General features: G+C 37.0%; 13 protein-coding genes. 5 read left to right on the forward strand and 8 right to left on the reverse strand.

Annotated elements, in window-relative coordinates:
- A complete protein-coding gene (locus tag PSE83_RS08860) occupies positions 1-1,131 on the reverse strand; it encodes a M20 family metallopeptidase (RefSeq protein ID WP_136135158.1) in 1,131 nt (376 codons plus the stop codon).
- A gap of 1,228 nt (positions 1,132-2,359) precedes the next feature.
- Between PSE83_RS08860 and PSE83_RS08865 the strand changes: the two genes are divergently transcribed.
- From PSE83_RS08865 to PSE83_RS08875, 3 genes are all read left to right on the forward strand, one after another.
- Positions 2,360-3,505 (forward strand): trans-sulfuration enzyme family protein, encoded by a 1,146-nt coding sequence (locus tag PSE83_RS08865; protein ID WP_164455246.1) that lies wholly within the window; start codon positions 2,360-2,362, stop codon positions 3,503-3,505.
- Positions 3,506-3,545: 40 nt separating this feature from the next.
- The gene (locus PSE83_RS08870; RefSeq protein ID WP_140171116.1) at positions 3,546-4,970 is read left to right on the forward strand and encodes a Na+/H+ antiporter NhaC family protein; all 1,425 of its coding nucleotides are present in this window, start codon (positions 3,546-3,548) and stop codon (positions 4,968-4,970) included.
- 210 nt (positions 4,971-5,180) lie between these two features.
- The gene (locus tag PSE83_RS08875; protein ID WP_262960552.1) at positions 5,181-6,323 is read left to right on the forward strand and encodes a trans-sulfuration enzyme family protein; all 1,143 of its coding nucleotides are present in this window, start codon (positions 5,181-5,183) and stop codon (positions 6,321-6,323) included.
- Between the two features lie 144 nt (positions 6,324-6,467).
- Here PSE83_RS08875 and dmsD read toward each other — a convergent pair whose 3' ends face one another.
- The 6 genes from dmsD to PSE83_RS08905 all read right to left on the reverse strand — a co-directional run bounded on the left by dmsD (position 6,468) and on the right by PSE83_RS08905 (position 13,216).
- Complete coding sequence (gene dmsD / locus PSE83_RS08880; protein WP_272660817.1) at positions 6,468-7,085, reverse strand: Tat proofreading chaperone DmsD; 618 nt, start codon at positions 7,083-7,085, stop codon at positions 6,468-6,470.
- A 123-nt stretch (positions 7,086-7,208) separates the two neighbouring features.
- Positions 7,209-8,066 (reverse strand): DmsC/YnfH family molybdoenzyme membrane anchor subunit, encoded by an 858-nt coding sequence (locus PSE83_RS08885; RefSeq protein ID WP_096863217.1) that lies wholly within the window; start codon positions 8,064-8,066, stop codon positions 7,209-7,211.
- Position 8,067: 1 nt separating this feature from the next.
- Complete coding sequence (locus PSE83_RS08890; protein ID WP_096863216.1) at positions 8,068-8,685, reverse strand: DMSO/selenate family reductase complex B subunit; 618 nt, start codon at positions 8,683-8,685, stop codon at positions 8,068-8,070.
- Between the two features lie 10 nt (positions 8,686-8,695).
- A complete protein-coding gene (gene ynfF, locus PSE83_RS08895) occupies positions 8,696-11,122 on the reverse strand; it encodes a selenate/tellurate reductase subunit YnfF (RefSeq protein ID WP_272660818.1) in 2,427 nt (808 codons plus the stop codon).
- Positions 11,123-11,598: 476 nt separating this feature from the next.
- On the reverse strand, positions 11,599-12,342 hold the full coding sequence (locus PSE83_RS08900) for an energy transducer TonB (protein ID WP_272660819.1): 744 nt from the start codon (positions 12,340-12,342) through the stop codon (positions 11,599-11,601).
- Positions 12,343-12,745: 403 nt separating this feature from the next.
- On the reverse strand, positions 12,746-13,216 hold the full coding sequence (locus PSE83_RS08905; protein ID WP_094961326.1) for a multidrug/biocide efflux PACE transporter: 471 nt from the start codon (positions 13,214-13,216) through the stop codon (positions 12,746-12,748).
- A 109-nt stretch (positions 13,217-13,325) separates the two neighbouring features.
- Here PSE83_RS08905 and PSE83_RS08910 point away from each other — a divergent pair, with 109 nt between their 5' ends.
- Positions 13,326-14,180 carry a LysR family transcriptional regulator gene (locus tag PSE83_RS08910; RefSeq protein ID WP_004262273.1) on the forward strand — a complete coding sequence of 285 codons (855 nt, stop codon included), beginning with the start codon at positions 13,326-13,328 and terminating at the stop codon, positions 14,178-14,180.
- A 185-nt stretch (positions 14,181-14,365) separates the two neighbouring features.
- The gene (locus PSE83_RS08915; RefSeq protein WP_004262272.1) at positions 14,366-14,845 is read left to right on the forward strand and encodes a DUF4822 domain-containing protein; all 480 of its coding nucleotides are present in this window, start codon (positions 14,366-14,368) and stop codon (positions 14,843-14,845) included.
- Positions 14,846-14,913: 68 nt separating this feature from the next.
- Here the strand turns inward: PSE83_RS08915 and yegD are convergent, their stop codons facing one another.
- The gene (yegD, locus tag PSE83_RS08920; RefSeq protein ID WP_272660820.1) at positions 14,914-16,266 is read right to left on the reverse strand and encodes a molecular chaperone; all 1,353 of its coding nucleotides are present in this window, start codon (positions 16,264-16,266) and stop codon (positions 14,914-14,916) included.
- Positions 16,267-16,340 lie beyond the last annotated feature (74 nt).

The following is a 16,340-nucleotide window of genomic DNA, read 5'->3' on the forward strand; positions in this document are numbered from 1 at the left end:
TTATTGTGTAATGCGTTGTAATACATTGAAAAATAACTGTGCACGTTCTGTGAGTGACGGTATTTCTAAGTATTCTTTATCACTGTGCTGGTATCCACCAATCGGGCCTAACCCATCTACAGTGGCCGTTCCGACACCTGCAGTAAAAGAGGCATCAGAGCCACCACCCGTCGAAACATCAAGTAAATCAATGTTTAGTTGCGCAGCTTCTTCTTTAATGATGTTGATAAGAACGGTGCTTTCATCCGTTTTAGCCATAGGTGGGCGATTAATTCCGCCTGTTAAGGTGAGTTTGATGCCGTCTAATACTGGTGTACTACATACTTCCCTGACTTTTTTATCGATCTCAATACCCTGTTCTTCAGACGAAATACGGACATCGATTTCTGCTCTGGCATTCGGAGCTACAGTATTAACAGAGGTTCCACCAGAAATTAGGCCAACGTTAACGGATAGGCCTTTATCATGAGCAGAGAGTGCGTGTAACATTTGGATTTTATATGATAATTCCTGAATTGCACTAATGCCTGCTTCGGGGGCAATACCTGAATGAGAGGCTTTTCCTTCAATATTTAATACATAAGTTCCAACACCGCGGCGAGCGCTCACTATAGCGCCATTGGCACGAGCAGGCTCCATCACAAGTGCGTAGCGCTTTCCTAGTGCACATTGTTCGATGACACCGCGAGATGAAATAGAACCAATTTCTTCATCACAATTGAGGAGGATTTCAATATTTTTGTAGCGAATATCTTGATTATCATAAAGTTGCTTCATGACTTGATATACCATGACATGGCTGCCTTTCATATCAATCACGCCAGGGCCATAAGCTCGATCACCTTCAATGCTAAAAGGACGTTCAGTAACGGTGCCTTTAGGAAAAACGGTATCTAAATGCAATAAAATTAATATATCAGCCTTTATTGAAGGGTGATAAATTCGATAATTATTGCCGAGTGATTCATTTTCAATGATTTCGACTTCGAACCCCATTTCGCGATATTTTTCACACCAGACAGCAGCGTGGTTATCTACACCTTCTTTGTCATAAGAGCCTGATTCGATATTGACTACTTTTTCAAGTAGCTTAAGCATACTGTCTTCATGCGCTAAAAAGTTATTATTCATGGTTGTTTCCTTATATTGTATTTACTACAAAATTAAGTTGTTTTTATTGGGGTAAATTTAATTTTAGGTGATATCAAAACAGGGTGTATATTAAGTTAAATTTATCTGATTCAGATTTTCACTAAATTAAACGCTGCTTTCATTAAAGGTAAAAAAACAAAAGAAAAAGGCAGTGTTAAAATTTGCTAATAATAATTGCGATTTTTTTTGATTCTCACTGTTTGTATTATGGGAAATAAATACCATAAATTTTTATGCTCTAGTGAGTCGTACCACAGTAAAGGATATAAGAAGTACCAATACTTGATAGTTGAATCATAGGTATTTTTTGACTGTATCATAATAAATAATTTGTATACAAGATGATTATTCACTAAAAATATAAACCCATTTAGAGAGTAATTTTATGGGGATATATAAGATGGAATACATTGCTGATATTGTTCGAGCAAGTTTGAGTTTCTAATGAAAAATTCTGTATTAGGCTAAATTGAGATTCTTTAAGAGAGTGTGATTAGAATAATTTATAAAATATATAGTGGTTATGCGTTTTTCTAATAATTTAAATAACGATAGCAATTCATTTTTCATAGTTTGTAATATTTAACTGTGTTTTTTTTAAGCAAAAAAAGTCAGAGTGATTAAATTAAAAACAACTCAGTCAAATTTAGTCTCTGTGCTTTTCTTATAAATAGCCTTTGAGCATATTATTGCTTGATAGCCACTCTTTGACGTATTAATTGTATTTTTATTCATCGACTTTTTCTGTCTTCTAAGCGATATAGCTCATTGTAAGAAATAAGGTGAAAGAGAATAAGTTTCTCTTATATGACTATTATGCAGCATGAGAAGAAGCCAATTAGGCGTAAATACTAAGGTGTATGTTAAATTAACGACAAAATACCTACCAAATAATTACATTACGTGATGAAAAATTTAACTTGCATAGAACATTTATTGTTTTATTTTAGTGGCTTATGTGGTTTTTACTGGGTAATTGATTGTGAAGAATAAACAAAATAATGATATTGTGACGGCTAGCTCATTTATCAAAACTTAACCAACAGCATGAATTTAAAGGCTATTTATTCTTGAATAGAAAAATTTTCTCTTAATTTGAAAAAAGGCACCAATTTTTAGAAAAAATTTTCTATTTCCCTGTGGCATATTTCTTTTAGCAACAAATATAAAGATATCATTTTTACTTTACTATATTGGGTTTTAGATAATGACTAAGAATATTGCTACAATTTTAATTCATGGTGGAAAGCAGCAAGATACTGTTAATCATGCTATTTTTCCTGCTATTACAACAGCCAGTACTTTCGTTCAACAAAGCTTAACAGAGCATGGTGAATATTGTTATTCACGTTGCAGCAACCCAACACGTTATGCATATGAAACCTTATTAGCTGAAATTGAAGGTGGAAGCTATGCAACAGCGACTGCATCCGGTGTGGCTGCTTCAAGTTTAGTTTTAAATTTATTACCAAAAGATTCACATATTATTGCAATGAAGGGTGTTTATGGAGGAACTTTTCGGTTATTTGAACGAGTTTCAACCATTAATAGCGGTCACCAAATAGACTATGTTGATTTGAATAATCTTGATGAAGTTAAAACAAAAATAAAAGATAACACACGCTTAATTTGGATTGAAAGCCCAACTAATCCATTATTAGAATTAGTTGATATTAATGCTATTTGTTCACTTGCCAAAGAGCATAATATTTTAACTTGTGTTGATAATACATTTGCAACAGCTTGGAACCAAAAACCATTAGAATTAGGTGCCGATTTAGTGATGTTATCGGCAAGTAAATATATTGGCGGCCATTCCGATTTAATTGGTGGTGCGGTGATCACCCAAAGAGAAGACTTAGCCAGCCGCCTTGATTTTCTAAAAACCACCCTCGGAGCAATTGCTTCTCCTTTTGACGCCTACCTTGCTTTACGTGGATTAAAAACATTAGCATTACGTATGGCAGCACAATGCAGTAATGCCGCACAAGTTGCGAAATATTTATCAAAACACCCGAAAGTTGAGCAGGTTTATTACCCTGGATTACCTTCGCATCCTCAATATGAATTATGCAAAAAACAAATGCGTACAGGAGGAGCGGTTGTGACGATTAAATTAGCAGGGGATATTGAAGACACCAAAGTCTTTTTATCTAAAGTTAAATATTTTGTTTTAGCGGAATCATTGGGGGGGGTTGAAAGTATGGTGAACCATTCGGCAACCATGTCACATGGGTCGATGACAAAAGAAGAAAGAGAAAGTATCCAAGTATTTGACACCACATTACGTTTATCCGTAGGTATTGAAGATATCACAGACTTATTAAATGATTTAGAAAACGCACTATCTTAATTTATTAAAATCAAAATAAAATATAATAAGAGAGCATCTAATGAATGATTATGGGATTTGGACCATTGTCACGCCAATGGTGACGATACTTTTAGCCATTTTTACACGACAAGTTATATTATCATTATTACTGGGGATATTAGTTGGTTTTACCGTTATATATGATCACAATATATTATTAGGTATAAACGGAACGCTCGATGGCATTATTAATACGTTTGCATCACCGGGAAACACAAAAACAATTCTATTTATGGTAATGATTGGCGGTATTATGCGGCTCGTCGTTGTTACTGGTGGTGTGCGTTCATTGGTTAAATTATTAACAAATAAAACAAAGTTAATTAAAAATAAAAAAGCTGTTCAATTAATGGCGATGATTATTACATCATTAATTTTTATTGAAAGCTCTATTAACCAATTAATTGCTGGAGCATCAACAAAAACATTAGCGAAGAAATACGGAGTTTCGCCAGAAAAAATGTCCTACATTGTGCAGACTTCCTGTGTATCAGTGTGTTCATCAGCCATGATTAACGGCTGGGGAGCGGCAATGATGGGGGTTATTGGCGTACAAATATCTAAAGGTTTAATTACTGGAGAGCCTTTTGAAATTTTAGCTGGCTCAATGGTATTTAATATCATGGCGTGGTTTTCCCTCGCTTCAGTGCTGTTTTATATTTTCTCCAATGTTTCTTGGGGGCCAATGAAAAAGGCGGATTTACGCGCAGAGCAGCAGGCTTTAACTTTATTATCCGCGGAAGAAGCTGAGCAGGATGATGAAGATATTATTGAGCACCCTAATTGCCATACTTCTCTTAATTTCTTTATCCCAATTTTATCAACGGTATTAATGGTACCTGTTGCGCTTTATATCACCGGTAATGGCGATTTTAGTAAAGGTAGCGGTTCAACATCGGTATATTGGGGAGTCATGTTTGGAACTTTAGTCTCTTTTGTGTGGTTCTTAGCACGTCGTGTACTTAATATTGAGACTTTCTTTAAAGAATTATATATCGGCTATGCCAGCATGGTAAAAATTAGCTCGGTGATGATCCTCGCTTTTTTAATGGGAACCGTTTCTTCAGATTTAAATACCGGTGCCTATATAGCAGAAATCACCTCGGGTGTTATTTCGCCAGCTTTCTCAATAGGTTTTATCTTTTTAATTAGTGCGGTGATGTCATTAGCAACAGGAACATCGTGGGGAACATTTGCCATTATGATCCCAATTGGTGTGCAATTAGGACTTTCAGTCGGAATGCCTGTTGAATATATGATTGGTGCAGCCATTGCAGGTTCAATTTACGGAGACATGACATCACCAATTTCCAGTGATGCAATTGTGGCTTCTATGGCAACAGATTGTGACCATATTGAGCATATTCGTACCCAAATGCCTTATGCAACAGTCACGGCCGCGTTTGCGCTGATGGTTTATCTGTATTTAGGTTTCACATATTAATAAAGTGAATAAAATAATAAAGATTAGGCAAAATTAGCTGCAATAAATAAAATAGATTTATTTCAAGGAGTAGCACCACTAGCAAAACTAAATAATCATTCAGAATATTTAGGTCGTGATATTTACACTGATGGTGCTCTTGTTATTTTTGCTTATTCTGAAATCAATATAGCAACAATTAAAATAGACTTCTGATAATGCGATTTTATTATGAAAATTAATACCAAGGTTATTCATGGATATCCCATGACAGATAAATATACCGGAAGTTCTTCTATTCCGTTATATCAATCATCCACATTTTCACAAGCCAATATTGAGGAAAGTTACGACCATATTTATTCGCGTTTTTCCAATCCAACAAGAGATGCATTAAGTGAGGCTATTTGCGCGATTGAAAATGCAAAATTTGCTGAAGTTTTTTCCTCAGGAATGGCAGCAATAAGTGCCGTATTGCTTAATTTTAGTCAGGGCGACCATATTGTTGCCTGCAAAAATATATATGGTGGCTCTTTCCAATTAATGACTGAATTTTTGCCACGCTACGGTATTTCAGTCACATTTGTTGATGCGACTAATCCAATGAATTATCAGCAAGCAATAATGGAAAACACCAAAGCGTTTTATATTGAAACGCCATCTAATCCAACGTTACAAGTGACGGATTTAAAATCTGTTATTGGGATTGCGCAGCAGCATAATATTATTACTATCTGTGACAATACCTTTATGACGCCGTTGTTATCAGATGTTATTTCTCTTGGAATTGATTTTTCTATTAATAGCGCAACTAAATTTATTAATGGCCATAGTGATGTGATCTTGGGGACGGTAGCAACGAATAACCCTGAATATGCGAGGTGGTTACATAAGTCTGCAGTTGCTATTGGCAGTATTGCTGCACCATTTGATAGCTGGCTGACAATGCGAGGTTTAAAATCAATGGCAATGCGGGTTGAACGAGCAAGTGAAAATGCGCAAAAGCTTGCAGAATATCTGAATGAGCATCCAAAAGTACAACACGTTTTTTATCCGGGGTTAGCTTCACACCCAAACCATATGATTCATATGCAACAGTCCAAAAATGGCGGAATGGTGGTTTCCTTTGATTTGGGTAGCTATGACAATGTAAAACAATTTTTAGAAGCAATTCGTATTCCACTCGTTGCGGTCAGCTTAGGGGGAATTGAATCAATTATTTCCTACCCTAAAATGATGTCTCATGCGTGTATCCCTGAAGAGGAAAGATTACTGCAAGGCGTAACGGAAGGATTATTGCGTTTCTCACTGGGCTGTGAAGATATTGATGATTTACTTGCTGACGTCGGTTCTGCTTTATCGCAAATACAGTAATTAGGCGACTATCAACGTATTTTAATTCCTCAGTGGCACTAATCACATGCCAAGAAAGTACCAATAATATATTCAAGCCCTCTAAATAATCAGATTATTTAGAGGGCTTTTACTTCACAAAATAGTTATTTGAACGATATAAAACTAAAGACAAAGCTCTTTATTCGCTGGATTTAATTTAGCGGCTTGTTGGATATGTCTTAAAGTTTCAGTGGCCAATAGTGCGGAGGCTTCATAAAATGCATTCCCGCTTTGCAATTGCATTTTCTCTAAATAGCGATAGACCCAAGGTAGAAAATGTAATTCTAGCAATTCGCGTAGTAGTTCTGGTTTATTTTCAATCACCCAGGCGGTGAGAAGAAATAATAACCCTACATGATCTTCTGGCTCTTTTTGGTTTAATTCAATATTGATTTGGTTATTACGGAGCCATGCTCTTAACTCAAGTGTCGAAATACCAAAAATAACATTTTCTTTATCAAGATAAACAGAACCCCAAGGTGGTGCTGGTAATGCATAAGGGCCTATAAATAAGCGCTGATAGGCTTCTTGTAATGTTTCTGATTCAGAAAGATTATCTTGAAAGAGTTTATCAATACGTTGGCAATCATAATCCTGAGTAAATGGCCATTCAGCTAACCATTCGCTCGTCGTAAATAAATCAATTAACTTATTTACGCGTGCATCAGAAGGGTCATAATAAAATAATGCCCCTAAAGCTTGCGCGCAAAGCGAAAAATCTGCCAATAATTTTTGTTCCATATTTGTCCACATTGCTATGTTGATGATGACTCTTTGGTGTGATCGTAGCGAAACATGAGATTGTTGTCGATGATAAGAAAGTCATTAACCTTCTTATCATCGTAAAAAACAATGAATTAGTCGTTAGCCTGCAACAGCCATACCCACCGTCATATGCAGCCCGTAGAAAATGCCTCTACCAATCAATTCACCAAAAATCACCAATAATACGGCGACTAGTAGCCCAATAATTGAAGGGTTTTTCATTTTAACATGCGGGTAAATCCAGAAAGCTAGCCCCAATGTTAAGCAAACAGTACGCCATCCCATCAGTGAGGCATAATCTGGAACAAGCTCTGATGCTTTTTGTACTGAACTTTGGATAGAGCCTAATTCAAACCCCTGCGCTGTCACCAAGATACTACTTGCAATCACTGCAACAATACTGATTAATGTAAAGAAGCGGACGTTATTGATATCATAGCTAGCTATGCGCAATAAAAATGCGGCAAGAACAGGCCCCGCAATAAAGCTGGTTAAGATAAATTGCAAACTACCATAGTGATTAAACCAAGTTGGGACGGTATCAATTTGGTAAACGCGAGATATGGCATAAATAAATATTGCCGCACAAATGATAGTGACGATTAACCAAATATTGCCGACAGACTTGGGCATCTTCTTTAATAATGACAATAACCAATATATCCCACCTAAGGCAAAGAATATTGAGCCACTGACTATTTCGTTACTGAGCGCTGAATGCCCAACACGTATCATCGAATTAAAGGCACGCATCGGTGAGCCCATATGTAGCATGGAGAGTAAAAAGCCAACTCCCATTAACACCCATAAACCAAACATGCTCATCACTATTTTATGATGCTGTTCTTGCATGGGTTTCATTAACAATACCAGAGCCATGAGAATAAATGCGCCAGCAACACTTTGACCTATAACGGTGAAGAAGATTAACGGATATTCATGTAAGCCTGCGCCCATTTTAAACTTCCTCCGGATTAGCTAAATAACCTGTGGTGTCGCCCACAGGACGGCAATTTGCATTGAGGTTTAATACAATATTGGGTTTGGTATAATGTGCTGCTGGTAGCGGTGCTATTTCATTGATTGTTCCGTATTTCTCACGTAACTCTTCAATGGGCCCAAAATCTAATGCACGTAGCGGGCAAGATTCAACACAAATGGGTTTTTTGCCTTCAGCCACTCGTTCATAGCAGCCATCACATTTAGTCATATGCCCTTTGACTGCATCAAACTGTGGTGCACTATAAGGGCATGCCATATGGCAATAACGGCAACCAATACAGACACTTTCGTCAACAACGACAAAGCCATCTTCACGTTTATGCATTGCGCCACTTGGGCAAACTTTAACGCAAGCAGGGTCTTCACAATGGTTGCATGAAATAGAGAGGTAATAAGAAAATACATTTTGATGCCATGCGCCATCTTGCTCTGTCCAGTCGCCGCCTGCATATTCATAAATACGACGAAAATGAACATCAGCGGATAAGTTTTTAAAATCTTTACAGGCGAGTTCACACGTTTTGCAGCCCGTACAACGTTGTGTATCAATATAAAAACCATATTGTTGTGACATACCGGGCTCCTTATAGTTTTGCAATTTCAACTAAGTTAGTATGCTGAGGGTTTCCCTTAGCAAGCGGTGAAGGGCGTTGAGTTGTGAGGACATTAATACACCCGCCTTGGTCTACTTTTTTGCCAAACATATCGGCATCTAACCAAGCCCCTTGGCCCATAGCCGTCACCCCAGGCATGATCCGCGGAGTCACTTTAGCTGGAATATGAACTTCACCTCGGTCATTGAAAACTTTGACCATATCACCCTGATTAATACCACGCGCTTTGGCATCTATTGGGTTAATCCATATTTCTTGGCGGCAGGCTTGTTTTAAGATATCAATGTTGCCATAACTTGAGTGTGTTCTGGCTTTATAATGAAACCCTGTCATTTGTAATGGGTATTTTTTATTAAGGCTATCGGTATGGCTTTCAAAGCCTTCTGTGTAAATTGGTAACGGATCAATCACATCATCTGGTGCTAATTGCCATGTTTTCGCTATCTCAGCTAGGCTTTCAGAGTAAATTTCTATTTTTCCTGAAGGCGTTTTCAGTGGATTAGCTTGAGGGTTATCTCGGAAGGCTTTAAATCCAATGACATGCTCATCTGGGCATTTGTGCTTGAAAATACCCACGGTTTTCATTTCTTCATAAGTTGGCATATCAGGGTATCGTTCGCGACTTTTTTCACATAAATATTTAACCCATTCGTGCTGGTTGCGGCCTTCGGTGAATTTCTGTTCGACATCAGGGCCTAAGCGTTTAGCAATTTCCGACAAAATTTCATAGATGGGTTTACGCTCAAATTTAGCGCTAGTCGCTGGTTGGCCTAAGATCATGTAAGACATGTTTCCTGCGGACTCGCTAGGAATAAGATCTTCTTGCTCGGTAGGCATTAAATCAGGTAATAAAATATCGCAATATTTTGCTGATGCCGTCATGAAATGGTCGATACCAACAATCATTTCGCATTTGCTGTCATCTTGCAAAATTTCATGGGTACGGGCGATATCACTATGCTGATTTATCAATGTGTTACTGGCATAGCACCATAAGAACTTAATGGGAACATCTAATTTATCTTTCCCTTTTATGCCATCGTGAATGGCGGTCATTTCTGTGCCGCGTTCAATAGCATCAGTCCATGTGAAAACGGAAATTTGTGTTTTGACTGGGTTATCGAGCATTGGGAACCATTCAACACCTGAATCATAAGTGCCTTCACGACAGCCTGAATTTCCGCCACTAATACCAACATTACCTGTGATAATGGCTAACATGGCAATTGCTCGAACGGTTTGTTCACCATTTGAATGACGTTGAGGGCCCCAACCTTGAACAATATAAGCGGGTTTCGCTTGGCCTATTTCACGAGCTAACTTAATGATTTTATCTGCTGGAATACCTGTAATTTTAGCGGCCCACTGTGGTGTTTTAGCCATACCATCAGCACCTTGGCCTAAAATATAGGCCTTATAGTGACCGTTTTGAGGAGCAGAAGCCGGTAAGGTTTTTTCGTCATAGCCAATACAGTATTTATCCACAAACTCTTGGTCAACCATATCCTCAGTGATAATCACATAAGCTAATGCAGCTGCAAGTGCGCCATCAGTACCAGGGCGAATAGGTAACCATTCATCTTCTCTACCAGAAGCTGTGTCATTATAACGAGGGTCAATAACTATCATGCGCGCATTCGAACGCTCACGTGCTTGTTCAACATAATAAGTCACACCTCCACCACTCATACGAGTTTCGGCTGGGTTATTACCAAACATCACAACTAGTTTTGTATTTGCGATATCGTCGGGGCTATTGGCTTCTTGAGAACCATACAGATAATTCATACCCGCACGAATTTGCGCAGTACTATAACTGCCATAGCGGCTCAGGAAACCACCACATGAATTCATTAAACGATAGGGAACATTCGAATTGGTGATATTACCGCCATCAACGCCAGTGCCATAGAGAACATGCACCGCTTCATTGCCGTAATTTTGCAAAATATCGCGCAAACTATTACCAACGGTATCTAGGGCCTCTTCCCATGAAATTCGGACAAATTTGCCTTCACCACGTTTACCCACACGTTTCATTGGGTACTTTAATCTATCTGGGTGGTTCATTCTTCTACGGATTGAGCGGCCACGCAGGCAAGCTCTTACTTGGTGATTGCCATATTCATCTTCTCCCGTGGTATCAGATTCAACCCAATATACTTCATCGTCACGAACATGGAGACGTAATAGGCAACGGCTACCACAGTTAACGGTACATGAGCTCCAAACCGCTTTTTCTTCAGCGGATGTTGAGTTTCGAGTGTTATCGATTGCTTTTGCATTGAAAGGAAGTGATAAACCGCCTACTGCAGCAAATAAACCGCCTGCAGCGCCAGATTTCACGACATTGCGCCTTGAGATAGGGCTATTTAATAATTTATTTTTTGTATTCATTGATATGAGCCTTTATGACCATATTAAATATAATGTTATTCAAGGGGTATCTTACTCTGACATGTTTAGTTTTTTTTGCGCCATATCAATGAAGTTATATTTGCAAAACTGGTAACTTTTCTATAATAAATAAATTATATTGATAATTAATATCATCTTAACATCATGAATATAAGGAATTTTTTATTTCACTTGCTGGAGATTGAAATTTTAGAAATGTTAATGTTTGGTTTTGTAGAGAAAATATTTCTCTAGGTGAGGAGTTTTCGAAAAATAGGGAGAATATTTCTAGCAGTATAGTTGGAAAATAATAATAAATTTCTCTAGAGTCATTAATTGTTCTAAAAAAATAATAAAGATCATCATTATTTTTCGGAATAAAAAGCAAATACGGAATAACTATCTATTAGATGAATATCTAATACCTAATTAAGACGTAACTTCTTAGTGGGAATAATATTTATTTTCAACTGAGGTTAATTAAATTCAATATTAAGTGTTATAGATTGAGCAAAACCTGCAGGTGGTTTACCTACAGAGCGGCTTTTTTGTACTGCAAGCAAAGCAGCTTGATCTAATGAATCATTTCCTGAGCTACTTGCTAAGCGAATTAAGCTAATTTCCCCGTTTTGGCTTAATTGAAATTGTATTGTTGCAATACCACGGTTTTTCATTTTTTTCGCGCGGCGAGGGTATTGTTTATTTCTCTCAACTTCTTGGCGTAGTTTTTCACGGTAAGCATTAATTAATTGGCTATTAGTATCACTAGTCGCATGTTGGTTTTTGGGACCTTTTATTCCTGCGGATTGAGACGATACAAGGGCTCCAGCCTTTTGTTGTTGTGCGATTGGCAAATCATTTTTAATTTCTGTATTAGCTGGTTTGTGAGCGTTTTCAGTTCTTTTAGTGAGTTCTTTGGGCTTCACTGGTTCTTTTGGGGTTTTGATCACCTTTTTTTGCTTTTTAGGCGCAACAATGACGGCGTGTTCAACTATTGGGCTGGAAGCAATTTTTACCTCATTAGGTGTGTCTATAGGCAGGGGGATCTCTTCAGGTTCTGCAACGTTGACAGCTTGAGTCAATGCGATCGATATAATAGGCGCATCCTGTAGTGCTTGGTTTTTTAAGGATAATGATTGAGCCGTAACATAGGTTAAGTACCCAATAACAAGAACATGAAGTGTTATGGATAGCATAAAAGTGATTAATTTTCGACTCATCATAAAACCTCAATATTCTTTCTCGTTGAACCTAAAGAGGGGAGACCAATACAGGTATTAAGTAGTTATGTTTGAGTTATGACTCATAAGGTAAAATAACGATTCGAATTATATGTTAATAATTATCAATTGCAAATGATAGTTATTATCAACTTTGGTGGGTGCATATTATAATTTGTTAATATTTTGATTTTTAATGAAATATTATTTATAAGTAAAAAGGCTTGGTGAGTAGCCAAGCCTTAATGAGGTTAATTGTGTGATAAATTAGTTAAATATCATTCTCTATTTTATTTTTTGCAAAAAAAAGAGGATTATTTCGGCGTGTTTATAGGGGTTTTAATATACAAAGAACACCGTGAAGATAAGCAACACGGTGTTCGAATATTTATTAATAGTAAAATTAAGAGCGTTTAGCTACCGCTTCAGAGATACTTACTGCGTTCTCTCTATTTGCAAACCAACGGACACGTAAAAGGTCATATCCAAGATTAAACGCATAAGTATAAAATAAGAAAAAGACAAAAAAGCCGATTTCAAGTAAGAATGCATCTAAGAATGACATTTGAAGTAAAAACGCCAGCATTGGGACACCCATGATCACAAAGCTTAATTCAAATCCAACAGCATGAAAAACACGCACTTTGGCTGGGCGAGCCCCCTTGGATAAAGGCCAATAACGGTCAAAAGCCATGTTATAAAATAAGTTTAATAGCATTGCCAGCGTCGATAAGACAATAGCCACTGTTCCCATTTGGAAAATTGAGCGTCCTAAAAGCCACGCACTGACCGGTGCAGTTATCGCAATTGCGATGACCTCAAATGAAACTGCATGAAAAATTCGCTCAGTTAATGTTTTTGTATACTTGCTCATAACTACCTCAAAGATATAGAAAATTAATTTTTAGGTAAAAATCGGGTGCAATTATTTGCTATTTTTTATATATATACAAAATGGCAGCCATCGAAAAAAGCGATACCTTATGAACTATTCTATAGAAACATTGCGTACCTTTGTGGAAGCGGCATCCTTAAAGTCATTCTCTGCTGCGGCACGTAAATTAAATAAAAGCCAATCAACTGTCAGTACGACAATCAGTGGTTTTGAAGACGATTTGGGGTTTGCGTTATTTGATAGGCAGGGGCGTGAATCAACATTGACTTTTGCAGGTAGAAAAGTTTTGAGCTTAGTTGAGGATATTTTATCAGCAGATGAGCGTCTTCAAGCGCTTAGAGTTGAGTTGCTCCCTGATATTGAGCCTAGGTTAAGTTGTGCTTTTTCAGATACCTATCAGCCACCTCATGCTGAGCATATTGTAACAACATTAGATAGGCAATTTCCGCATCTTGAGTTTGAGTTTTTAATTGCAGAAAATAATGCTGTTATCGAAATGATCCAGAACCAACAAGCCCATGTTGGTATGATGGAGTCCCGTACAGAATATCCTGCGGATATTTCTTTTTCTCGTTTACCTATTCAAGGTGAATTAGGTTTATATGTATTAGATAGTCATCCATTAGCTAAAGAGAAAAAAATAACTTATCAACATTTAACGATGACTCGTCAATTACGGCTAAGCAGTAGCAGCCAAATTATTATTAATAGTGAAAAGAACTGGTTTGCACCTAATTATTTATTATTATTAGAAATGGCAGAACAAGGGGCTGGATGGGCAATATTACCAACATGGTTAGTTAAGCAATTTGGACATAACCGTTTAGTGAGTATTAATTATGATTTATGGCCACGTAAAATTGATGTGGATTTAGTTTGGTCTAAGAATAATCCACCCGGAAAAGCGGGGTACTGGTTGATTAATAAATTGCTTGATAGCTAAAATTAAGAGTATTAATTTTAAAATTCATGAATTTTCGATATATTTTTTATTGTAAAATAGTATTTACTAATTGTAATAAGATATTATCTTGTAAATAAACGTAATATAATTTTCAAAATTGGTTTTATATCGCTAATCTTAACTTAATCAAATTGTTGTTTGAGTTAATTTATTAGAGGATAAAAATGAAAAAATTATTAGTACCTACACTCTTTGCTGTTGTATCTACTATGTCATTTGCTGTTCAAGCAGCTACAACTCCAGCAGCAAGCCAATCACAGAATGCGGAACATAAATTAAATGCTTACGAAGAAATTATGGTAGGCAAAGTATGGACAACGACAGAAGCTTTAGATCAAGATAAAAAAGAAGTTAATGCAGATGATAAACAAGTCGCTAACTTTTTTGGTTTAGCTGAGTATTATCCAGACGGTACATTTAATATGACCACGTTTGATGGAAAACCTAAAATGAAAGGTGACTGGTCATTTGATGAAAATGGCAAAACTCGCTCATTAACAGCGAAAGATGACGAGGGTAAAGTCTTGTTTACTCGTGTTGTTGAAAATGTCACAGTAACCCCAGAAGAATACACATATCGTATTTATCCAGAGCAAGATAATAAAGATAAGTACTTTGATATTGTTCATAAAGTTAAGAAATAATATTTTGTACCAATAGCGCAGTCTAAATATGAATCTTATTTATTCTGCGCTATTAGTGTTTCTGTCGCTTATTTAAAACAAGTCTCAGCCCAACGCGTTAACCCTGCAGTAACGGAACCAAAATCATCCCCACGTACTATCGGAATATTAGGTAATTCTTGGCTAATAGCTTGGTGTAATATTGGGGAACGAGCACTCCCACCTGTAACGTAAATAGCATCAGGTTTGACCCCGCCTTGGTTGACTGCTTCTTTAACCAATTCAATCATTTTACTTTTTGGTGATTCAATTGATTCCACCATTTGTTCATGGGGAATATTCACTTCTAATTTTTCAGAAATTAATTTAATTTGTGCTAAATAGCTTGAGGCGTCTGATAAAGCAATTTTAGCTTCTTCAGCTTTACGTACTAAGCTATAACCTAATGTTTCATTATAAACTTCTAGTAATCGAGATATTATTTGAGGTTCTTTTGCATCTTGTTTTAAGCGTGTTAACGCTGCCAAGTTTTGTCTTGAATAAAACTCTTTTTGTGCTTCAACATTATTGATAGCAATAGGGTTCCAAAATTGCAGGAATGGCATTTTAATGCCTGATAAAGATTGGCTTTCCATCCCAAAAAGCGGCATCAATTGTTTTAATGCAAGGTAAATATCAAGGTCATTTCCACCCACCCGTTGTCCACTATGAGCAAGTAAGGATTGTGTTCTGTCTTGTGCATTTCTATAAGTGGGCCCCATTTGGATTAATGAACAATCCGTTGTTCCACCACCAATATCAACGACTAGGATAATCTGGTCTTTATTTAATGTTGATTCATATTCAAGCCCTGCGGCTACGGGTTCGAATTGAAAAGTAATATGATTAAATCCTGCGCGTTTTGCCGCGCGATAGAGTATTGATTCTGCTTGTTGGTTCGAGAGTTCCCCTCCACGACCATGAAAGTTAATAGGGCGTCCAATCACAGTATCATCAATAATCTGTTGTAAATTATTTTCTGCGGTATTCTTTATATTTTTCATCATGGCGCAGACAAGGTCTTCAAAAAAACTAATTTGGGTCTCATGTAAGCCAGATGCTCCCAAAAATGATTTAGGGGACTTCACATAATATACATCTCTAGGATCACTTAAATATAAATCTAAAGCGGCTTGCCCAAATACGATGTCTTCAAGCATTAAATCGATCCCTTCATCACGGTTAAATGCGATAGATCTTTTTAAAATTTGCTGCCCGATTTCATTCGAGGGGGCGATTTTACAATGGCGAAATAAATGCTCAGAGACTGATTCTCTTGTCGGTGCGCATAAGGTTGATGGGATATAAACGTTATCGCCTTCTAATGGTAATAATGTTGGGATCCCGTTCTTCATGACCGCAACAGCGCAGTTAGATGTACCGTAATCAAAACCGATAAACATTTCGCCTCCAAGAGTAACTATTTTGAAAAAAGGCTGAGACTTTATATCAAGCAGGGATGAATTACTATTGAAAA

The sequence above is a fragment of the Providencia sp. PROV150 genome (genome assembly GCF_028481025.1).
Classification (GTDB): Bacteria; Pseudomonadota; Gammaproteobacteria; order Enterobacterales; family Enterobacteriaceae; genus Providencia; species Providencia hangzhouensis.